The 22306-nt window shown below is 37.3% G+C and carries 14 protein-coding genes, 2 tRNA genes and 3 rRNA genes; 11 read left to right on the forward strand and 8 right to left on the reverse strand.

Annotated elements, in window-relative coordinates; genetic code table 11:
• Positions 1 to 144: 144 nt before the first annotated feature.
• From LNP22_RS00130 to purL, 3 genes are all read left to right on the forward strand, one after another.
• Positions 145 to 1992: an endonuclease gene (locus tag LNP22_RS00130; RefSeq protein ID WP_229974777.1), complete on the forward strand. Its 1848-nt coding sequence runs from the start codon at positions 145 to 147 to the stop codon at positions 1990 to 1992.
• Positions 1993 to 2213: 221 nt separating this feature from the next.
• Positions 2214 to 4343 (forward strand): endonuclease, encoded by a 2130-nt coding sequence (locus LNP22_RS00135; RefSeq protein ID WP_229974778.1) that lies wholly within the window; start codon positions 2214 to 2216, stop codon positions 4341 to 4343.
• A gap of 104 nt (positions 4344 to 4447) precedes the next feature.
• Positions 4448 to 8101 (forward strand): phosphoribosylformylglycinamidine synthase, encoded by a 3654-nt coding sequence (purL, locus tag LNP22_RS00140; RefSeq protein ID WP_229974779.1) that lies wholly within the window; start codon positions 4448 to 4450, stop codon positions 8099 to 8101.
• Between the two features lie 471 nt (positions 8102 to 8572).
• Here purL and LNP22_RS00145 read toward each other — a convergent pair whose 3' ends face one another.
• Positions 8573 to 9151, reverse strand: coding sequence for a Crp/Fnr family transcriptional regulator (locus LNP22_RS00145; RefSeq protein WP_229974780.1), 579 nt, complete (start codon positions 9149 to 9151; stop codon positions 8573 to 8575).
• Positions 9152 to 9228: 77 nt separating this feature from the next.
• A complete protein-coding gene (locus tag LNP22_RS00150; RefSeq protein ID WP_229974781.1) occupies positions 9229 to 9606 on the reverse strand; it encodes a nuclear transport factor 2 family protein in 378 nt (125 codons plus the stop codon).
• 459 nt (positions 9607 to 10065) lie between these two features.
• On the opposite strand from LNP22_RS00150, the gene LNP22_RS00155 reads away from it, so the two are divergent.
• Positions 10066 to 10530, forward strand: a complete 465-nt coding sequence (locus LNP22_RS00155; protein ID WP_229974782.1) for a hypothetical protein — start codon at positions 10066 to 10068, stop codon at positions 10528 to 10530.
• Positions 10531 to 10813: 283 nt separating this feature from the next.
• Positions 10814 to 11134, forward strand: a complete 321-nt coding sequence (locus LNP22_RS00160; protein WP_229974783.1) for a transposase — start codon at positions 10814 to 10816, stop codon at positions 11132 to 11134.
• Here LNP22_RS00160 and LNP22_RS00165 read toward each other — a convergent pair.
• The 6 genes from LNP22_RS00165 to LNP22_RS00190 all read right to left on the reverse strand — a co-directional run bounded on the left by LNP22_RS00165 (position 11125) and on the right by LNP22_RS00190 (position 16619).
• Positions 11125 to 11274, reverse strand: coding sequence for a hypothetical protein (locus tag LNP22_RS00165; RefSeq protein WP_229974784.1), 150 nt, complete (start codon positions 11272 to 11274; stop codon positions 11125 to 11127). The two genes, LNP22_RS00160 and LNP22_RS00165, sit on opposite strands and share 10 nt — an antisense overlap.
• An 89-nt stretch (positions 11275 to 11363) precedes the next feature.
• Positions 11364 to 11473 (reverse strand): 5S ribosomal RNA (gene rrf / locus LNP22_RS00170).
• Positions 11474 to 11647: 174 nt separating this feature from the next.
• Positions 11648 to 14530: ribosomal RNA gene (locus LNP22_RS00175) — 23S ribosomal RNA — on the reverse strand.
• 198 nt (positions 14531 to 14728) lie between these two features.
• Positions 14729 to 14802 (reverse strand) — tRNA-Ala (locus LNP22_RS00180).
• Between the two features lie 107 nt (positions 14803 to 14909).
• Positions 14910 to 14983: transfer RNA gene (locus LNP22_RS00185), tRNA-Ile, on the reverse strand.
• Positions 14984 to 15105: 122 nt separating this feature from the next.
• A 16S ribosomal RNA gene (locus LNP22_RS00190) occupies positions 15106 to 16619 on the reverse strand.
• Together the 16S, 23S and 5S rRNA genes with 2 tRNA genes alongside form the textbook arrangement of a ribosomal RNA operon.
• Positions 16620 to 17658: 1039 nt before the next feature.
• On the opposite strand from LNP22_RS00190, the gene thrS reads away from it, so the two are divergent.
• The 6 genes from thrS to LNP22_RS00220 all read left to right on the forward strand — a co-directional run bounded on the left by thrS (position 17659) and on the right by LNP22_RS00220 (position 22224).
• On the forward strand, positions 17659 to 19605 hold the full coding sequence (gene thrS, locus LNP22_RS00195) for a threonine--tRNA ligase (RefSeq protein WP_229974785.1): 1947 nt from the start codon (positions 17659 to 17661) through the stop codon (positions 19603 to 19605).
• A 22-nt stretch (positions 19606 to 19627) separates the two neighbouring features.
• Positions 19628 to 20179, forward strand: a complete 552-nt coding sequence (gene infC, locus LNP22_RS00200) for a translation initiation factor IF-3 (RefSeq protein ID WP_160376746.1) — start codon at positions 19628 to 19630, stop codon at positions 20177 to 20179.
• 98 nt (positions 20180 to 20277) lie between these two features.
• Positions 20278 to 20475, forward strand: a complete 198-nt coding sequence (rpmI, locus tag LNP22_RS00205; RefSeq protein WP_007810722.1) for a 50S ribosomal protein L35 — start codon at positions 20278 to 20280, stop codon at positions 20473 to 20475.
• Between the two features lie 173 nt (positions 20476 to 20648).
• A complete protein-coding gene (gene rplT / locus LNP22_RS00210) occupies positions 20649 to 20993 on the forward strand; it encodes a 50S ribosomal protein L20 (RefSeq protein WP_007810721.1) in 345 nt (114 codons plus the stop codon).
• Positions 20994 to 21140: 147 nt separating this feature from the next.
• Entirely contained in the window at positions 21141 to 21713 is a 573-nt protein-coding gene (locus LNP22_RS00215) for a Crp/Fnr family transcriptional regulator (RefSeq protein ID WP_229974786.1), read from the forward strand.
• A 76-nt stretch (positions 21714 to 21789) separates the two neighbouring features.
• On the forward strand, positions 21790 to 22224 hold the full coding sequence (locus tag LNP22_RS00220) for a carboxymuconolactone decarboxylase family protein (protein WP_229974787.1): 435 nt from the start codon (positions 21790 to 21792) through the stop codon (positions 22222 to 22224).
• Positions 22225 to 22306 lie beyond the last annotated feature (82 nt).

Consider the following 22306-nt stretch of genomic DNA (forward strand, 5'->3'; position numbering starts at 1 on the left):
ATTCCTTAATTTAAACATCTCTTAACGCATCGTATTCTTAAAAGTAATAAATTTGGTACATTAAAAAAAATAACTTACTCAAAATCAATTTATTGAAAAAGTTATTTTCTATTACACAACCAACCAAATTTTAAATTACTTTTTATGAAAAAACTTTACTCCTTCTTATTATTACTTTTTTTCTCAGCAAATTTTGCACAAATTCCATCTGGATATTACAGCACAGCAACTGGAAGCAGTTACACTCTAAAAACTCAGCTATACAATATAATTAAAGGGCATACCAATAATGGTTATGCGGGTTTGTATACCACTTATCAAACCTCTGACGTAGATAATTTTTACGAAAATGACGGAACCGTTTTAGACATGTATTCTGAAAATCCTTCTGGAACAGACCCATACAATTATAGTACAGGAAGCACGCAAAGATGTGGCAGCTATTCTGTAGAAGGCGATTGTTATAACAGAGAACACATTATTCCGCAATCTGTTTTTAATGAACAATCTCCTATGGTAGCCGATGCGCATTTTATTACCCCTACAGATGGAAAAGTAAACGGAATACGTTCTAACTACCCGCATGGAACTGTTAGCTCAACAACTTATACTTCTCAAAATGGAGGAAAATTGGGATCAAGCTCTGTTTCTGGATATTCAGGAACTGTTTTTGAACCAATAAATGCGTTCAAAGGTGACATTGCCAGAATGTATTTTTATTTTGCAACTCGTTACGAAAATACCGTTTCGGGTTATTCGTATGCCATGTTTGACGGTTCTAGCAATAAAGTATTTACAACTGCTTTTCTAAATGTATTATTGGCGTGGCATGCTCAGGATCCCGTGAGTACTCGCGAAATCGTTAGGAACAATGCTATATACGCACGTCAGAACAATAGAAATCCATTTATTGATCATCCGGAATACGTGAATCTAATTTGGGGAGGCACTTCTTCTGGAGACACTCAGGCTCCAACCGCTCCGGCAAGCCTTGCATCTACTTCCAAAACCGCCACTTCAATTACACTTACCTGGAATGCCTCTTCAGATAATATTGGAGTTACAGGTTATAATGTTTATGCAAATAATACTTTAAAAACAACCGTAACAGGTTTAACAGCCACTATTACAGGTTTAACGGCTTCTACAAGTTATTCTATTTATGTAAAAGCAAAAGATGCTGCCGGAAATACATCTGCAACAAGCAACACCATCTCAGTAATAACGAATGCCAACGGAACTGGCGGAGCTGCAACCGATCTATTATTCTCTGAATATATTGAAGGTTCTGGAAATAACAAAGCATTAGAAATAGCTAATAATACTGGAAACGCTGTTAGTTTAGCTGCTTATACCATAAAAAAACAAACCAATGGTGCTGGTTCATGGAGTACAGGTTTAGCTTTATCAGGAACTTTGAATAGCGGAAACAAATTTGTTGTGGTCAATAGTAGTATTTCGTCTACTTGTTTTTCTACTGGCGCTGCCAATATTTCGACCACGGCAACCGAATTGACTTTTAATGGAAATGATGCAGTGGGACTTTTCAAAAATGGCGTCTTGATTGATATTATTGGAACTTTTAATGGCGGAACAGCTAATTTTGCTGCCGATGTTACCTTAAGAAGAAAATCGACCGTAACGACTCCTACAACCACCTTCAATCTAAGTTCACAATGGGACTCATACACCACAGACACTTGCAATAACCTGGCAAGTAAAATGGCACAACCTCTTGAAGAAGAAAGCATTTCACAATTGGAGGAAATCATCATTTACCCAAATCCTTCAGAGGGTCATTTTACAATTCAAATGAAAAATTCAGATGAAGTATCAAGAATCACAATATTTTCTATTTTAGGACAAAAAGTATTTGAAAATGAAATCAGCAATCTTTCGACCGTTACTTTAGATACTATTCCAAAAGGAATATATATTATGAGTATTTCTCAAGGTCAGCAGACAATCATAAAAAAAATTATTATAAACTAATTAAAATTAGTAAGAAAAAGATAAAAGCGGCAATTTGTCGCTTTTATCTTTTTAAGAATCATTTAGCAAGAAATTATATCAAAAAAATAATCAACACTTAACATAATTATTTCAGAAAAACAGTAGATTTGGCGCGTCTTATAAATTAACATTCTCTTTATATCATCTTGATTTTTAATTACAGAATGTTTCAAATTACAGATCTTAAACCAATTTATTATATGAAAAAAATTTACTCTTTTTTACTGTTTTTTATTGTTTCGGGTGTAATTGCCCAGATTCCGGCTGGTTATTATGACACTGCAACCGGAACAGGTTATACCCTAAAAACACAACTATATAATATCATAAAAGGACATACTGATAATGGTTATGCTGGTTTATATACTACTTATGCAACATCTGATATTGATAATTTTTATGAAAATGACGGTTCGGTATTAGACATGTATTCAGAAAATCCAACGGCGACAGATCCTTACACCTACAGTATTGCAACCACACAAAGATGTGGCAATTATAAAAATGAAGGAGACTGCTACAACAGAGAGCATATTATTCCGCAGTCTATTTTTAATGAGCAAGCACCAATGGTTTCTGATGCGCATTTTATCACACCTACTGATGGATATGTAAACAACATTCGTAATAACTTCCCTCACTCCAATGTATCGGTACCGCTTTACACAAGCCAAAATGGTAGCAAGCGTGGCGAAAGTACAACAGCTGGATATACCGGTTTGGTTTTTGAACCAATAGATGAATTTAAAGGAGATATAGCCAGAATGTATTTTTACTTTGCTACCCGATACGAAAATACAGTTTCCGGATACAATTACCCAATGTTCAATGGAACTTCAAATAAAGTGTTTACGCCGGCTTTTTTAAGTGTCTTAATCGCATGGCACAATCAAGACCCTGTAAATGCAAGAGAAATTGCTCGAAATAATGCCATTTATGCACGTCAAAATAATCGCAACCCTTATATCGATCATCCAGAATATGTAGCTGCTGTTTGGACAACCGAAGCAGATGATACAACACCGCCAAGTGCTCCGTTAAATTTAGCTGTTACAGGAAGCACTTCAAGTACAGTAAGTTTAAGCTGGTCAGCATCAACAGATAATGTTGGAATTGCGAGTTATGCTATTTATGTAAACAATGTTTTTAAGCAAAATGCTACTGGTACAACTGCAATCATAACAGGTTTAACACCATCAACTACTTATTCTTTTTATATAATTGCAAAAGATGCCTCCGTAAATTCATCACCTGCGAGTAATACTGTAAATGGCACAACGACTATTTTTATTCCTGATACTGAAACTCCTTCCGCACCAACAAACTTGGCTGTAACCGGAAGCACTTCAAGTACAGTAAGTTTAAGCTGGTCAGCATCAACAGATAATGTTGGAATTGCCAGTTATGCAATTTATGTAAACAATGTTTTTAAGCAAAATACTACTGGAACAACTGCAATCATAACAGGTTTAACACCATCAACTACTTATTCTTTTTATATAATTGCAAAGGATACTTCGAATAATTTATCTGTTGGAAGTACTTCAGTCGATGGAAGCACTTCTGCAGCTACCGGAGGCGGCACTATTGCCACTGAAATTTTCTTCTCAGAATATGTTGAAGGTAGTGGTAATAACAAATTTTTAGAAATTTCTAATTTTACGGGAAGCACAGTTGATTTAACTAAATATGCTATAAAAAAACAGATCAACGGAGCCGGTGCCTGGACTTCTGCAACCGGATTGGTATTAACGGGCACGATCGCTAATGGAGCATCTTATGTTATTGCTTATAATCAGGGATTAACAACTTGTTTTAATCCTGCAAATGCTAATTTATCAAGTGGTGCTGCCGAGCTTCAATTTAATGGAAATGATCCTATTGGATTATTTAAAGAGAATGTTTTGATAGATGTCATAGGGACATTTGGAAATACAGCTGATTTTTCTGTAGATGAAACAATAAGAAGAAAGGCAACAATTTCTTCACCAAATACTACCTTTAATAAAACTGCAGAATGGGATGTATATGCAAAAGACAAATGTGATGGATTAGGAAGTCATACATTGAAAACTTTGAGTACAGAAGATTTTGACTCAAAGAATTTTACAATTCATCCAAATCCTGCGAATAACCATTTTATTGTTGATTTTCAAGACGGTGATGCATCATTTTCAGTGGCTATTTACTCTATTTTGGGGCAGAAAGTTTTCGAAAAACAAAACACTAATAATAAGACTGTTGAGTTTCAAAATTTATCAAAAGGAACCTATATCCTAAAAATAACCAAAGATTCAAAAACACTTACTAGAAAATTATTAGTCAATTAATAAAAACTAGACTTAAAATAATTAAAAGCGACAAAAATTGTCGCTTTTTTTTTTGATCTTAATTGACTAAATTTGCACCTCAATACAACAAACTACACATCACAATGATCCATTTCTTTGAAAACCAAAGCAAAACTGTTTTTGCCGTACAAACGCAAAACGAAATTTCGGCTCAAGACATTTCAAAACTCAACTGGCTTTTTGCCAACTCTAATAAGATCGAAAAATCCGCACTGTCGGATTTTTTTGTTGGTCCTCGTGCCACTATGATCACACCTTGGAGTACAAATGCTGTAGAAATCACTCAGAACATGGGTATTACAGACATTATCAGAATTGAAGAATTTCATCCGGCAACAGAAGATTTTACCGATTTTGATCCGATGCTTTTACAAAAATTCAATCAACTGGATCAGGAGATTTTTACAATCAATGTACAACCAGAGCCTATTCTGGAAATAGATGATATTGCCACTTATAATAAGGCCGAAGGTTTGGCTTTAAGTCAGGAAGAAGTTGATTATTTAGATAACCTTTCTGTAAAACTGGGCAGAAAGTTAACCGATTCTGAAATCTTTGCTTTTTCACAAGCCAATTCAGAACACTGTCGTCACAAAATCTTCAACGGAACTTTTGTAATTGATGGCGAAGAAAAAGAAACTTCTCTTTTTAAATTAATCAAAAAAACATCACAGGAAAACCCTAATGATATTGTGTCTGCTTACAAAGACAATGTTGCTTTTGTAAAAGGACCAAAAGTGCAGCAATTTGCACCAAAATCAGCTGACAAACCTGATTATTACGAAATAAAAGAATTTGATTCGGTTTTATCTTTAAAAGCAGAAACACACAATTTTCCAACAACAGTTGAGCCTTTTAACGGAGCCGCAACAGGTTCTGGAGGAGAAATTCGTGACCGTTTAGCCGGTGGACAAGGTTCATTGCCATTAGCAGGAACTGCAGTTTACATGACTTCCTATTCTCGTTTGAACGATGAAAGAAAATGGGAGAATGCGGTTGAAGAAAGAAAATGGTTGTACCAAACTCCAATGGATATTTTAATCAAAGCTTCTAACGGAGCATCAGATTTCGGAAATAAATTTGGTCAGCCACTGATTACAGGTTCTGTTTTAACCTTTGAACATTCAGAAAACGACCGCAAAATTGGTTACGATAAAGTAATCATGCAGGCGGGCGGAATTGGTTACGGAAAACTAGATCAGGCTATTAAAAAGAAACCACAAAAAGGAGATAAAATTGTCATTCTGGGTGGAGAAAATTATAGAATCGGAATGGGCGGTGCTGCGGTTTCTTCTGCAGACACAGGAGCTTTTGGTTCTGGAATCGAATTAAACGCCATTCAGCGTTCCAATCCAGAAATGCAAAAACGTGCTGCTAATGCCATTCGTGGTTTGGTAGAAAGCGATCATAACCCAATTGTTTCTATTCACGATCACGGAGCTGGAGGACACTTAAACTGTCTTTCAGAATTAGTGGAAGAAACAGGTGGATTAATCGATTTAGACAAATTGCCTGTTGGAGATCCAACACTTTCTGCAAAAGAAATTATCGGTAATGAATCTCAAGAAAGAATGGGATTGGTTATTGGTCAAAAAGATATTGACATTTTACAAAGAATCGCCGACAGAGAGCGTTCTCCTATGTATCAGGTTGGAGATGTAACGGGTGATCACCGCTTTACTTTTCAATCAAAATCAAATGGTTCAAAACCCATGGATTATGCTTTAGAAGATTTCTTCGGCAGTTCTCCAAAAACGGTTATGACAGATAAAACTATTGATAGAAAATATGCTGCTGTTTCATATTCAGCAAATGATTTCGAAAGTTATTTACAAGATGTTTTACGTTTAGAAGCGGTTGCTTCAAAAGACTGGTTAACCAATAAAGTTGACCGTTGTGTGGGAGGAAAAGTTGCCAAACAACAATGTGCAGGACCATTGCAATTGCCATTGAATAATGTGGGAGTTATGGCTCTTGATTATTTAGGTAAAGAAGGAATCGCGACTTCTATTGGCCACGCTCCTATTGCTGCTTTGATTGATCCGGTTGCAGGAAGCAGAAATGCAATTGCAGAATCGTTATCCAACATTATTTGGGCGCCAATAAAAGGCGGTTTAAAAGGAATTTCATTATCTGCCAACTGGATGTGGGCTTGTAAAAACGAAGGTGAAGATGCTCGTTTATACGCTGCTGTTGAAGGTTGTTCAGAATTTGCAATCGAATTGGGAATCAATATTCCGACAGGAAAAGATTCACTTTCGATGAAACAAAAATATCCAAACGACGAAGTAATTGCGCCGGGAACGGTTATTATTTCGGCGGGAGGAAACTGTACCGATATTAGAAAAGTAGTAGAACCTGTTTTACAGAAAAACGGAGATTCTATTTATTACATCAATTTGTCTCAGGATGATTTCAAATTAGGAGGTTCGTCTTTTGCACAAATCAGAAACACAATCGGAAACGACACTTCTACAATTAAGGATGCTTCTTTCTTCAAAAATGCTTTTAATACCATTCAGGAATTAATCGGCGAAAGCCAAATTCTAGCGGGTCACGATATCGGAAGCGGTGGTTTAATTACTACTCTTTTAGAAATATGTTTTGCTGATGTGAACTTGGGAGCAAAAATTGATTTTAGTGCTTTTGCTGAAAAAGATGTATTAAAAATTCTTTTCGCGGAAAACATCGGAATCGTTTTTCAGGCAAAATCTGATGCAACTGTTGAAGCTAAATTGAGCGCCAACAATATCGAATTCTTCAAAATTGGTTCGGTTCAAAACACACCAAGTTTGGAATTTGGAATTTATAATTTGGATATTGCGAAGTACAGAGATATCTGGTTTGAAACCTCTTATTTATTAGATCAAAAACAATCTAAAAACGGAAGAGCTCAGGCACGTTTTGAAAATTATAAAAATCAGGTTTTAAATTATACTTTCCCAAGCCACTTTACAGGAAAAAAACCAGTAATTGACGCTTCGAAACCAAGACCAAAAGCAGCTATTATTCGTGAAAAAGGAAGCAATTCTGAGCGTGAAATGGCAAACGCTATGTACTTAGCTGGTTTTGATGTAAAAGACGTTCACATGACTGATTTGATTTCTGGCCGTGAAACACTAGAAGACATTCAGTTTATTGGCGCAGTTGGTGGATTCTCAAATTCAGATGTTTTAGGATCTGCTAAAGGTTGGGCTGGAGCATTTTTATATAATGAAAAAGCAAAAACAGCTTTAGACAATTTCTTCAAAAGAGAAGACACTTTATCTGTTGGAATCTGTAATGGATGCCAATTGTTTATGGAATTAGAAGTTATCAATCCAGAACATGAAGTTCACGGAAAAATGCTGCATAACGAAAGCCAGAAACACGAAAGTATTTTTACTTCTGTAACAGTTCAGAAAAACAACTCAGTTATGTTGTCTAGTTTGGCTGGAAGCACTTTAGGTGTTTGGGTTTCTCACGGAGAAGGAAAATTCAATTTACCTTTGGCTGAAGAAAACTACAACATTGTTTCTAAATATGCGTACGAAGGCTATCCTGCCAATCCTAACGGATCTGATTATAACACAGCAATGCTATGTGATAAAACAGGAAGACATTTGGTAATGATGCCTCATATTGAGCGTTCAACTTTCCAATGGAACTGGGCCTACTATCCAAAAGACAGAAATGATGAGGTTTCTCCTTGGCACGAAGCTTTTGTCAATGCAAGAAAATGGATAGAGAAAAATTAAAAAAATATTTTATACTTAAAAGCGTTCGATTTATCGAGCGCTTTTTTTTATTAAAAAAATCACATCCCCTTTAAATCGCTCAAAATTAACTACTTAAATACAAATCAATAAAAGAAATTCAAGTAGCAAGATAATTAGTTTGTTTCCCTTAGGTTCAGAATTTTAGCTATATCCTTTGCTAAGTAAGTTTTGGGTATACTAAGAATAGGAATTATTTGTGCGTTTCCCTTTGGGTCGGGCTGTTCGCTATATCTTTTGCTTTTTAAAAGAAAAAAGCAAAAGGATGCCGCTACCATCCCTAACGCAATTTTCGCATAAATAGAGCATTAATTAGATAATAGATGTTTAAGTTTTCATCTTCAAAAATAACTATATCATGTTTTAGTAATAAACGAAAAAAAAGTCATGCGCTCTAAGAAGCTTTTGAGTATCTTTCACAAAGTAAAGTCAGTAAACAGCGTTACTTTATATTTATGAGGAAACATGTCTTTTTTTTATTATACTTAAAAAAACAGCTGTAATCCCTAAATAAGATGCAATATGTTTTTGAGAAATTCGATTCATCAGCATTGGATATTGCTTTTGAAAAAGACTATAACGAAGTTCCGCAGACATAGAAAGTGCAAGCGTTAATCTATTTTGATACAAAGCAAATCCGTTTTGAAATAAGATTCTAAAAAAGCGCTCCAATTTAGGAATCTCAATATAAAGATTTTCTAAATCATGATGTTCAATATAAATAACCTCTCCATTTTCAAGCGCATCTATAGAATAAGAAGCAGTGCTACCAGTTGAAAAACTAATAATATCACACGACCACCAATTTTCAGGGCAAAAGAGGATATTAGTTTCCTCTCCATTTTGATGGTTTTGATAAATACGCAAGCATCCTTTGTTTACAAAATAGATGCTCTTACAATAATCTCCCGCTTTTAAAAGTATTTCATTCTTAGAAATGGTCTTAAAGTGCAATTTCTCTTTCAATTGCTTTTCTTCAAAAGGGTTTAATTGAATATGTTTTGCTATATTTTTTAAAAAAAGTCCGTACATCATATTATTTTATTAAGCTAATGTAAGGACTCTTTTTTAATGGTTTAAAGCAAATGAGCCCTTTTTGAAATAATTTATTACAGTTTTTCTAAAGGATAATCAGATGGTAACTTAAAAAAACTAACTAAACGAGTAATTTTGAAATCGCCATCGAATTCAAAATAATCAAAACCAACATTGGTTTCTCCAGAAAATTGAACTTCCCAAGCATATCTGCCAAATTTGTGATGATAGTCCGGTTTTTCTAAAACTTTAAATTTCCTGCTAGGAATAATTTCGAATGATTTTTGTGCAAAATTAGATATTCCGCTAACCCCTATATTTTCCGAAAACGGATCAACATAAACAGCATCTTCTGCCCAGCATTTACTAAACTCTCTAGTATAGGCTTCCAGATTATTTTCATTCCACGCGGAAACATACTGTTCAATCATTTCTTCTACTGATGTAATCATAACTTTATATTTTTAAGATTTATGCAAACATACAGTATGCACTTCTTGAAAAAATATAACTAGTTTAACAAATGATTTTTTCAAAATGGAGTCGTTCATTTATCCACAACATTAGTGCGTTTCCCTCCGGGTCGGGCTGTCCGCTGTATCTTTTGCTTTTTAAAGAAAAAAGCAAAAGGATGCCGCTACCATCCCTAACGCAACTTTGAGTAGGCAAAAAAAAGACATGAAAAACTACTTAATTTCTTGAGGTGTTTTTTATAGTCGATACGAAACAACTACTTAAAAATCTTTTATACAGCGCTTACATAAAATTTTAATCTAATCACTATAGGAAATACTAGTCTTCAGTCTTTTTTTTTTATTCAAACTTGTTCTAAATTCAATAGTTCTTAATTGATATCATGTAACAAATCATTTTTACAAATGAACTAACTTTGAATAAAACTATATAAAAAAATGAAAAATTATTTAATCCTTTTAATATCAATTATATGCTTTTCATGCCAGCAAAAAGAAAAAAACAAAGCGAGAGTCAATAACTCTGATGGAATTACTACAAAGAAAAAGAAAGAAGTAAATAAACAAATAGGAGATACTATCTTTATGAATTTTATGGATGAAAAGGGATTATTGATAGCCGAGAGTTTATTAGATTCCTTGCATCCAAGAATATACGTCAGATTTAAAAATAAAGAGTTAGGAATATTGAACGCTAAGCTTATTCCAACTACAGGAAAAGGAAACATCCGCTTTAACCAAATTATTTTTCCTGATAAAACATCAGAAGGGCCATTTGGAATGGATTTGCAAATTGATCTTAAGCAAAATGGAAATTATATCATAATAATTGGACGTTCACTAATGGCTGACAATCCTTTCTACGGCAAATTTAAGGTACAGCTTGAAAGTAAAAAAGAATAATGAATAGAATATAATAAAAATTGTCTCTGTAACAGAAAATTATATCCGCTTTCAATTAACATTCTAAGTTAAAGCATTTATATCTCAATTTACAACAGTAAGAAATAGAGACTTCTTCTTATTGAGAATATCTAATCTTTTTGCTTAGCTGCCAACTTTTGTAACTGATCCAGTATATAGGATCAAAGCATATTGTTGTGGGGAAATATTAAAATCTGGATATTTGTATTTTCAAATTATACCCTAATGCAAGATTCTTTTATCGACATCCTTAAGTTGTTAATTGTATCCTGATATTCAAAAAGGATACAATCTAACTCAAGAGCTTCGTGGTATCTTCGAGAATACAAAAGATAAAATCATTGGTTTTGCAAAATTGGCCAAATGGCATGAAAAAGTAAATCAATCCGGGTTTAAGTCTTTCGGTACAATCTCTCGTACCATTATGAATCATTATCAAACGATATTGAACTATTTTGACAACAGAAGTACTAATGCTTCTGCAGAATCATTCAATGCTAAAATAAAAGCATTCAGAGCAAAATTCAGAGGTGTTAGAAATATAGAATACTTCCTTTTTAGACTCACTACTATTTATGCATAATTTTTATCACTCCACAGGTTTTCGTCTTGATCCACGGTAAGCTGTCCTTGTTCTATTTCTTGAACGATTTCTAATTTTAAAGACATGCTGTAGTCCTTTTGCGTACGTTTTAAATAACATCTTTCTTGTAATGATTCCATAGGATACTTTTTTTGTGTATCGCTATTTCAGGTCTAGACATTTTATAAACAAAAAACCCCTGTTTCGATTGAAACAGGGGTTTTAAAAAGAAAGGCGACGACATACTCTCCCACATAACTGCAGTACCATCTGCGCAGGCGGGCTTAACTACTCTGTTCGGGATGGGAAGAGGTGAGCCCCGCCGCAATAACCACCTTAAGGTTGTTAGTCTAAAGTCTAAGGTCATAAAGTCTAAAGTATTTCACTTTAAGAATTTTGACTTTCGTCTTTAAGACTGCTCTGCGTCGAGCAAATATCTTAACATACTGAGATAAAGAAAAAAGTATTGATTTAGAAAGTTTCTCCCCGAGCCTTGCGGCTCGGGAAAAGGGTGTACATAAGCTTACGGATTATTAGTACTACTCGACTATGACATTACTGCCTTTACATCTATAGCCTATCAACGTGGTCATCTCCCACGATCCTTAAAAGAAATCTCATCTTGTGGTGGGTTTCGCGCTTATATGCTTTCAGCGCTTATCCCTTCCAAACGTAGCTACTCTGCGATGCTCCTGGCGGAACAACAGATACACTAGAGGTTTGTCCAATTCGGTCCTCTCGTACTAGAATCAGATCCACTCAAATTTCTTGCGCCCACAGTAGATAGAGACCGAACTGTCTCACGACGTTCTGAACCCAGCTCGCGTGCCACTTTAATGGGCGAACAGCCCAACCCTTGGGACCTTCTCCAGCCCCAGGATGTGACGAGCCGACATCGAGGTGCCAAACCCCCCCGTCGATATGAGCTCTTGGGGGAGATCAGCCTGTTATCCCCGGCGTACCTTTTATCCTTTGAGCGATGGCCCTTCCATGCGGAACCACCGGATCACTATGCTCTACTTTCGTACCTGATCGACCTGTATGTCTCTCAGTCAAGCTCCCTTATGCCATTGCACTCTACGCACGGTTACCAAGCGTACTGAGGGAACCTTTAGAAGCCTCCGTTACTCTTTTGGAGGCGACCACCCCAGTCAAACTACCCACCAAGCAATGTCCCCCGCAATCGCGGGGTTAGGCCTCAGATAAACAAAGGGTTGTATTTCAACAATGACTCCACAACGCCTAGCGACGCCACTTCACAGTCTCCAACCTATCCTACACATCATTTATCCAAGGTCAATACTAAGCTATAGTAAAGGTGCACAGGGTCTTTTCGTCCCACTGCGGGTAAACGGCATCTTCACCGTTACTACAATTTCACCGAGCTCATGGCTGAGACAGTGTCCAGATCGTTACACCATTCGTGCAGGTCGGAACTTACCCGACAAGGAATTTCGCTACCTTAGGACCGTTATAGTTACGGCCGCCGTTTACTGGGGCTTCAATTCAATGCTTCTCCGAAGATAACATCTCCTCTTAACCTTCCAGCACCGGGCAGGTGTCAGGCCCTATACTTCATCTTACGATTTTGCAGAGCCCTGTGTTTTTGATAAACAGTCGCCTGGACCTCTTCACTGCGGCCAGCTTGCGCTGGCGACCTTTCTCCCGAAGTTACAGGTCTATTTTGCCTAATTCCTTAGCCATGAATCTCTCGAGCACCTTAGGATTCTCTCCTCAACTACCTGTGTCGGTTTACGGTACTGGTACTAATTACCTGAAGTTTAGAGGTTTTTCTTGGAAGCCCTTAGGCGCACTATCTCTTTGTCCGAAGACGCCGAGTACTATCGTATTTCCCCAAAATCTGTGGATTTGCCTGCAGATCTTATAGGTAGGTACTTCAACGAACTATTCCGTCAGTTCGCGGCGCTTTCATCACTCCGTCACCCCATCACAGTAATTAGTAGTACGGGAATATTAACCCGTTAGCCATCGACTGTCCCTTTCGGGTTCGCCTTAGGACCAGACTAACCCACAGCTGATTAGCATAGCTGTGGAAACCTTAGTTTTTCGGTGTGCGGGTTTCTCGCCCGCATTATCGTTACTTATGCCTACATTTTCTTTTCTAACCAGTCCAGCATACCTTACGATACACCTTCAACCCTGTTAGAATGCTCCCCTACCACTTAGAGTAAACTCTAAATCCATAGCTTCGGTAATATACTTATGCCCGATTATTATCCATGCTCGTCCGCTCGACTAGTGAGCTGTTACGCACTCTTTAAATGAATGGCTGCTTCCAAGCCAACATCCTAGCTGTCTGGGCAGACAAACCTCGTTCTTTCAACTTAGTATATATTTGGGGACCTTAGCTGATGGTCTGGGTTCTTTCCCTCTCGGACTTGGACCTTAGCACCCAAGCCCTCACTGCTGAGAAACATTATATAGCATTCGGAGTTTGTCAGGAATTGGTAGGCGGTGAAGCCCCCGCATCCAATCAGTAGCTCTACCTCTATATAATTTTACGCTCAGCGCTGCACCTAAATGCATTTCGGGGAGTACGAGCTATTTCCGAGTTTGATTGGCCTTTCACCCCTACCCACAGGTCATCCGAAGACTTTTCAACGTCAACCGGTTCGGACCTCCACTGTGTGTTACCACAGCTTCATCCTGCCCATGGGTAGATCACACGGTTTCGCGTCTAACACTACTGACTAAAGCGCCCTATTCAGACTCGCTTTCGCTACGGATCCGTGGCTTAACCACTTAACCTTGCCAGCAACGTTAACTCGTAGGCTCATTATGCAAAAGGCACGCCGTCACCCCACGAAAGGGCTCCGACCGCTTGTAAGCGTATGGTTTCAGGATCTATTTCACTCCGTTATTCACGGTTCTTTTCACCTTTCCCTCACGGTACTGGTTCACTATCGGTCTCTCAGGAGTATTTAGCCTTAGCGGATGGTCCCGCCAAATTCAGACAGGGTTTCACGTGCCCCGCCCTACTCAGGATACCACTATCTATTATACTCGTTACCCATACGGGACTATCACCCTCTATGGTGTCACTTTCCAGTAACTTCCGGTTCCTTGTACATAAAATCTCGTGGTCCTACAACCCCAACAATGCCGTAACATCATTGGTTTGGGCTAATCCGCGTTCGCTCGCCACTACTTACGGAATCACTTTTGTTTTCTTCTCCTCCGCCTACTTAGATGTTTCAGTTCAGCGGGTTTGCCCACCTATCGGTGTACTATGTCTTCAACATAGTGGGTTGCCCCATTCGGGTATCTACGGATCAAGTCGTGTGTGCCGATCCCCGTAGCTTTTCGCAGCTTATCACGCCCTTCATCGCCTCTGAGAGCCAAGGCATCCCCCATACGCCCTTATTTTGCTTATTGTACCAATCATAAAATCAATTATGACCGTTTTTTTTTGTCTTTTATTATTTGTATTGCTACTTATAATAAAAAACGCTTTCTACTTTTTATTATTTTCTTATCTCAATATGTCAATGAACTTTAATAAGTATGTAAGATTCTTGTATTAAGTATTAAGACTAATCTTGATACTTTGTACTACTATCTTTGTACTTCTTGTGGAGAATAACGGAGTCGAACCGTTGACCTCCTGCGTGCAAGGCAGGCGCTCTAGCCAGCTGAGCTAATCCCCCATTTTGCAATCTTAGATTGTAGAATTCAGATTTTAGATTTCTAATTCTTCTCTAATTTCTTTTGGTGAATTCCAACTTCTAGAATTTCCTTTTTTTAAGTTAAATAGTAGTCCCGGGCAGACTCGAACTGCCGACCCCTACATTATCAGTGTAGTACTCTAACCAGCTGAGCTACGAGACTCTGTTTTACTTAAAATTTATTATTTGAACTAACAGCAAGAGTAATCGAATTTTAAAATTCATATCCAAAAGATCCACATCTTTTTTCCTAAGCGTGCACTAGTGCTAACACTCAGGCTCTAGAAAGGAGGTGTTCCAGCCGCACCTTCCGGTACGGCTACCTTGTTACGACTTAGCCCTAGTTACCAGTTTTACCCTAGGCAGCTCCTTGCGGTCACCGACTTCAGGCACCCCCAGCTTCCATGGCTTGACGGGCGGTGTGTACAAGGCCCGGGAACGTATTCACCGGATCATGGCTGATATCCGATTACTAGCGATTCCAGCTTCACGGAGTCGAGTTGCAGACTCCGATCCGAACTGTGACCGGTTTTATAGATTCGCTCCTGGTCGCCCAGTGGCTGCTCTCTGTACCGGCCATTGTAGCACGTGTGTAGCCCAAGGCGTAAGGGCCGTGATGATTTGACGTCATCCCCACCTTCCTCACAGTTTGCACTGGCAGTCTTGTTAGAGTTCCCGACATGACTCGCTGGCAACTAACAACAGGGGTTGCGCTCGTTATAGGACTTAACCTGACACCTCACGGCACGAGCTGACGACAACCATGCAGCACCTTGTAATTTGTCTTGCGAAAGTTCTGTTTCCAAAACGGTCAAACTACATTTAAGCCTTGGTAAGGTTCCTCGCGTATCATCGAATTAAACCACATGCTCCACCGCTTGTGCGGGCCCCCGTCAATTCCTTTGAGTTTCATTCTTGCGAACGTACTCCCCAGGTGGGATACTTATCACTTTCGCTTAGCCACTGAAATTGCTTCCAACAGCTAGTATCCATCGTTTACGGCGTGGACTACCAGGGTATCTAATCCTGTTCGCTACCCACGCTTTCGTCCATCAGCGTCAATCCATTAGTAGTAACCTGCCTTCGCAATTGGTATTCCATGTAATCTCTAAGCATTTCACCGCTACACTACATATTCTAGTTACTTCCTAATAATTCAAGTTTAGCAGTATCAATGGCCGTTCCACCGTTGAGCGATGGGCTTTCACCACTGACTTACTAAACCGCCTACGGACCCTTTAAACCCAATGATTCCGGATAACGCTTGGATCCTCCGTATTACCGCGGCTGCTGGCACGGAGTTAGCCGATCCTTATTCTTACGATACCGTCAAGCTACTTCACGAAGTAGTGTTTCTTCTCGTATAAAAGCAGTTTACAATCCATAGGACCGTCATCCTGCACGCGGCATGGCTGGATCAGGCTTGCGCCCATTGTCCAATATTCCTCACTGCTGCCTCCCGTAGGAGTCTGGTCCGTGTCTCAGTACCAGTGTGGGGGATCTCCCTCTCAGGACCCCTACCCATCGTAGCCTTGGTAAGCCGTTACCTTACCAACTAGCTAATGGGACGCATGCTCATCTTTTACCGTTGTGACTTTAATTACATCTCGATGCCGAGTCGTAATACTATGAGGTATTAATCCAAATTTCTCTGGGCTATCCCTCTGTAAAAGGTAGATTGCATACGCGTTACGCACCCGTGCGCCGGTCTCTAGTTCCGAAGAACTATACCCCTCGACTTGCATGTGTTAAGCCTGCCGCTAGCGTTCATCCTGAGCCAGGATCAAACTCTTCATCGTATATTGTGTGCTTAATTACTTAAGCTATTTATAATGATGCTTTCTCTAGTGGTTATTCTCGAATCTCTCGATTCCATTACTCTTATTCTTTTGCTCTAACATCTCTGTTAAAACGGCTGTCAATTCAATATGTCTACGAACGTGTATTTATTTATTCTTTTACGCTTATCGTTGTTTCTCAAAGCGGGTGCAAAAGTAGAAAATTATTTTTAACTGGCAAATGTTTTTGAAGTTTTTTTTTAAGAAAATTTATTTCCTTTTTCACTTCTCAACCTTACCAATCTATCAATGAACTTTCCGTGTTTTGCGGGGTGCAAATGTAACATCTGTTTTCAAATCTCACAAGCTTTTTACAATCTTTTTTGAAAATAAATTTTCTTTTGATTATCTCAACTTGTCAGTATTTCAGTGAACGTCTATCGCTGTTGCGGGTGCAAAAGTAGTCCCTTTATTTACATTTACAAGACTTTTTGTTACATATTTTAAACCTTTTTTAAAACTTTTTCTTAACTTTCTGATAACAGCAAACTTAGCTTTTATGCCTTTTTAGCATTTGTAAGAATTTTCTGGTATAGATTACCTTTGTCCTAATTAGTTCTATCCAAAAAACCCCCGTTTTAGGGAGTTTTTAGATGTGATACTCCTTTTTTAAGATAACTGCACCATTCTTAAATCTTCTTTTTTAAACACACAAATGTATTTAATACCTATCAGATGGGTGATTCTTATTAAGGTGCCATGTTCCTTATATGTTATAGATACATCTCTTCCTATGAAAACAACAACCCCTAGCCCTGATAGAAGTGGAAATCCTTTTGTGCCGGGGTTCGGCACAAAAGATTGGAACGAAGAGCAGGAAATAGCTACTAACTATACTCAAAATAAAACAACCATATATTAAAAGGTAATGATTTAGAATTGATACAGCATCACTTTAGCTGTTTTGAAAACGCTCCTTTATATATATGTATAAACTTGTACTTATATATTGTATGTATTTTTGTAATGCGCTATATTTGCATTCACAAAATTATAAACAATGATTAAGATTACTTTACCCGATGGGTCGATTAGAGAGTTTGCTTCAGGCGTAACTCCGATGGAGGTTGCTAAAAGCATTAGTGAAGGATTTGCTAGAAACGTGATTTCGGCAGCTTTTAATGGTACAACTATAGAAACCGAAACTCCATTGACGACCGACGGTAGTCTTGTTTTATATACTTGGAATGATGCTGAGGGAAAAAAAGCTTTCTGGCATTCGACTTCGCATGTGATGGCTCAAGTTCTTGAAGAACTTTATCCCGGAGCAAAGTTAACTCTTGGTCCAGCGATTGCAAATGGATTTTATTATGATGTGGATTTTGAAGGAGAAAAAATCACAGAAGCTGATTTTAAAAAAATTGAAGATCGTATTTTAGAAATTTCGAGAGAGAAACACGAATTTAAGATGCGCCCTGTTACAAAAGCAGCAGCATTGGAATTATATAAAGATAACGTTTACAAGACAGAATTGATTTCGAATCTTGAAGACGGAACGATTACTTTTTGCGATCATGCTACTTTTACTGACTTATGTCGTGGCGGACATATTCCGAATACCGGAATTATCAAAGCGGTAAAAATCATGAGCGTAGCCGGTGCTTATTGGAGAGGTGACGAGAAAAACAAGCAATTGACTCGTGTTTACGGAACTTCTTTTCCTAAACAAAAAGACTTGACTGAATATCTGGAACTCCTTGAAGAGGCAAAACGCCGTGATCACAGAAAATTAGGTAAAGAACTTGAATTGTTTGCTTTCTCGCAGAAAGTTGGACAAGGCTTACCTTTATGGTTACCTAAAGGTGCTGCGTTAAGAGATCGTTTAGAGCAATTTTTAAAGAAAGCTCAAAAGAAAGCAGGTTACGAGCAAGTAGTTACTCCACATATTGGTCAGAAAGAACTTTATGTAACTTCAGGACATTATGCTAAATATGGTGCAGATAGCTTCCAGCCGATTAATACACCAGCGGAAGGCGAAGAGTTTTTATTAAAGCCGATGAACTGTCCTCATCACTGTGAGATATACAATGTAAGACCTTGGTCATATAAAGATTTACCAAAGCGTTATGCTGAATTTGGTACTGTATATAGATATGAGCAATCTGGAGAATTGCACGGTTTGACACGTGTAAGAGGGTTTACTCAGGATGATGCGCACATTTTTTGTACTCCGGAACAATTGGATGAAGAATTTAAAAAAGTAATCGACTTAGTATTGTATGTATTTGGTTCGTTAGGTTTTGAGAATTTTACTGCTCAAATCTCATTAAGAGATAAAGAGAATAGAGATAAATATATTGGTACAGATGAAAATTGGGAGAAAGCTGAAAATGCAATTATCAATGCAGCAGCTGATAAAGGATTGAATACAGTAGTAGAATATGGCGAGGCTGCTTTTTATGGCCCGAAGCTTGACTTTATGGTAAAAGATGCCTTGGGCAGACAATGGCAATTAGGAACAATTCAGGTAGATTACAACCTTCCTGAACGTTTTGATTTGACTTACAAAGGTGCTGATAATGAATTACATCGCCCGGTTATGATTCATAGAGCTCCTTTTGGATCTATGGAGCGATTTATCGCAATTTTACTAGAACATACTGCAGGAAATTTCCCGCTTTGGCTGATGCCGGAACAGGCTATAATCTTGTCTTTGAGCGAGAAATATGAAATATATGCTAAAAAAGTTTTAGATTTGCTAGAAAATCACGAAATTCGCGCCCTAATTGACAACCGAAGCGAGACAATTGGTAAGAAAATTAGAGATGCAGAAATGCAAAAAACACCATTTATGCTGATTGTTGGTGAGGAAGAGGAGAAAAACGGAACCATCTCTATTCGTCGTCACGGACAAGAAGGAAAAGGGAATATTACAGTTACAATTGAAGAATTTGTCGCAATTGTAAACGAAGAAATAAAAAAGACATTAAAAGTTTTTACAGTTTAACTTAAATTATAAAGTCATAGCAATAAGAAGCAACAGAGGTTATCAACCTCGCGTAGAAAAAAAAGATGCACACAGAATAAACAACCTTATTCGTGGTGTACAAGAAGTAAGACTAGTAGGTGAAAACATCGAGCCCGGTGTATTTAAACTTGCTGAAGCTTTGCGATTAGCAGACCAGTTCGAATTGGATTTAGTAGAAATTTCTCCTAATGCTGAGCCACCGGTTTGTAAAATCATGGATTACAAGAAATTTGTTTACGAACAAAAGAAACGTGACAAGGTTTTGAAAGCTAAGTCATCTCAGGTTGTCGTAAAGGAAATCAGATTTGGTCCTCAAACAGATGAGCACGATTACGAATTTAAAAGAAAAAATGCTGAAAAGTTCCTTAAAGAAGGCGCTAAATTAAAAGCATTTGTATTCTTTAAAGGACGTTCTATCATCTATAAAGATCAAGGACAGATTTTATTATTACGTTTGGCTACAGATTTAGAAGAACATGGCAAAGTAGAAGCTATGCCGGTTTTGGAAGGAAAGAGAATGATTATGTTCATTGCTCCGAAGAAAAAGAAATAGTGTTCAGTTTTAAGTATCAGTGTTCAGTTGTGAACTTGAAACATTAAACTTGAAACAAAAATATAAGTAAGTAAGAATAAATTAAAACACTAGGAAAAATGCCTAAAATGAAAACAAAATCTAGCGCCAAGAAACGTTTTAAAGTTACTGGTTCTGGAAAGATTAAAAGAAAGCATGCTTTTAAAAGTCACATCTTGACTAAAAAATCTAAAAAACGTAAATTAGCTTTGACACACTCAGCGCTAGTTCACTCTACAGATATGAAAAGCATCAAACAACAATTAAGAATTATTTAATTAAGTCTTAAAAGTTGAAAAATCAAAAGTCTCAAAGGCTTTCGACATTCGACTTTAAAAACTTTTGACTAATAATCTTTAGGTTAAAAAATATTTAAATATAACCTTGGAGTATGGCTTTTAAGTTCCTTTGATTTAATTCAGGACGCCTGCTACAAAAACACATTAAAATTATGCCAAGATCGGTAAATTCAGTTGCTAAAAGAGCAAGAAGAAAAAAAATAATGAAGCAAGCCAAAGGTTTCTTTGGTAGACGTAAAAACGTTTGGACAGTTGCTAAGAATGCAGTAGAGAAAGCAATGTGCTACGCTTACCGCGATAGAAAACAAAACAAAAGAAATTTCCGTGCATTATGGATTCAACGTATCAACGCTGGAGCTAGATTGGAAGGAATGTCTTATTCTCAATTCATGGGGAAAGTAAAAGCTAACGGAATCGAATTGAACCGTAAAGTTCTTGCAGATTTAGCAATGAATCACCCTGAAGCTTTCAAAGCAATACTTAACAAAGTAAAATAAACGTTTTATAAACTCAATTTAGATTACTTACTTATCATAGAAAACCCATTCGTCTCGACGAGTGGGTTTTTGCTTTTAGGAACCTTTACAAACTGCATTAGTCCTCAACCGATTTTATATTTATCTTTATCATAAATTCAATTCAACATGCACGCCGTACTTCTTGAACACATTCAAAAATTTATAACCTTAGAGCCTTCAGAAAAAGCTATTTTGGCCTCTTCTCTAATACTTTCTAAAATTAAAAAGAAAGAACATGTTCTGAGAGAAGGAGAAATTGCTAATACTATGTATTTTGTTACCAAAGGCTGTTTTCGACAATACATCATCAATACTAAAGGAACTGAACAAACACTGCAATTTGCCATTGAAAACTGGTGGATTACCGACTATCTAAGTTATCATAATCATGTTCCGTCACACTTTTACATTCAAGCAATTGAAGACACAGAAGTCATTGCAATTGAAAAAAAATCGTTTGAATCATTGCTACTTCAAATTCCGAAACTCGAAAGGTATTTTAGAATTATCTCTCAAAAAACATTTGGGGCCTCTCAAATGCGCATCAAATTTCTGTTTACTATGTCTGCAGAAGAAAGGTATCGTCATTTTAAAAATGTCAATCCCGATTTTGTACAGCGTGTCCCCCAATACATGCTTGCCTCCTATCTTGATTTTTCGGCAGAATTTATGAGTAAAATCAGAGCTGGAAAGGTATAATTGTTTCTTGAAGTAGTTCAAGTTTTTTGAAGAAATATTCCAGGAACTTTGTATCAAACTTTAAAGAACAAACAAAATGAATACAAGAATTGTTATCCCAACAGTGGCACACGAAGCGTATCAAGCCTTAATGAATTTAGAAAAATACATTGCTACTACCTCATTAACACCAACACATAAAGAGTTAATCAAGATTAGAGCTTCTCAACTAAATGGATGTGCATTTTGCATTAATATGCATACTGCAGATGCTAGAAAACAAGGCGAAACAGAGCAGCGAATTTATCTGGCAAATGCATGGAGAGAAGCTGATATTTATACCGAAGAAGAAAAAGCAATCTTTGCATTGACTGAAGAAATCACCATGATTAATAATCATGTTTCGAACGAAGTATATGAAAATGCAGCGCGTTTATTTAGTGATAAATATTTAGCAGAAATCATTTTGATGATCATTACCATCAATTCATGGAACAGATTCGCCATTACCACAGGATTAAGAGTTGCATAATTTCAAAAAAAACTCTTTTTTGTAAACCCTCTATTTTGGAGGGTTTGCTTTTTTTTTTTAAAATACAAATCAAAATTTAAAG

Origin of the sequence: Flavobacterium flavipigmentatum, from assembly GCF_020911905.1 — a bacterium.
GTDB lineage: Bacteria > Bacteroidota > Bacteroidia > Flavobacteriales > Flavobacteriaceae > Flavobacterium > Flavobacterium flavipigmentatum.

Excerpts from the sequence above, each read along its gene's own strand:
- LNP22_RS00155 (WP_229974782.1), top strand. The coding sequence starts at position 10,066 with ATGAAAAATTATTTAATCCTTTTAATATCAATTATATGCTTTTCATGC.
- LNP22_RS00215 (WP_229974786.1), top strand. The coding sequence starts at position 21,141 with ATGCACGCCGTACTTCTTGAACACATTCAAAAATTTATAACCTTAGAG.
- rpmI (WP_007810722.1), top strand. The coding sequence starts at position 20,278 with ATGCCTAAAATGAAAACAAAATCTAGCGCCAAGAAACGTTTTAAAGTT.
- rplT (WP_007810721.1), top strand. The coding sequence starts at position 20,649 with ATGCCAAGATCGGTAAATTCAGTTGCTAAAAGAGCAAGAAGAAAAAAA.
- LNP22_RS00165 (WP_229974784.1), bottom strand. The coding sequence starts at position 11,274 with ATGGAATCATTACAAGAAAGATGTTATTTAAAACGTACGCAAAAGGAC.
- LNP22_RS00150 (WP_229974781.1), bottom strand. The coding sequence starts at position 9,606 with ATGATTACATCAGTAGAAGAAATGATTGAACAGTATGTTTCCGCGTGG.
- LNP22_RS00145 (WP_229974780.1), bottom strand. The coding sequence starts at position 9,151 with ATGTACGGACTTTTTTTAAAAAATATAGCAAAACATATTCAATTAAAC.
- thrS (WP_229974785.1), top strand. The coding sequence starts at position 17,659 with ATGATTAAGATTACTTTACCCGATGGGTCGATTAGAGAGTTTGCTTCA.
- LNP22_RS00220 (WP_229974787.1), top strand. The coding sequence starts at position 21,790 with ATGAATACAAGAATTGTTATCCCAACAGTGGCACACGAAGCGTATCAA.
- LNP22_RS00130 (WP_229974777.1), top strand. The coding sequence starts at position 145 with ATGAAAAAACTTTACTCCTTCTTATTATTACTTTTTTTCTCAGCAAAT.
- purL (WP_229974779.1), top strand. The coding sequence starts at position 4,448 with ATGATCCATTTCTTTGAAAACCAAAGCAAAACTGTTTTTGCCGTACAA.
- LNP22_RS00135 (WP_229974778.1), top strand. The coding sequence starts at position 2,214 with ATGAAAAAAATTTACTCTTTTTTACTGTTTTTTATTGTTTCGGGTGTA.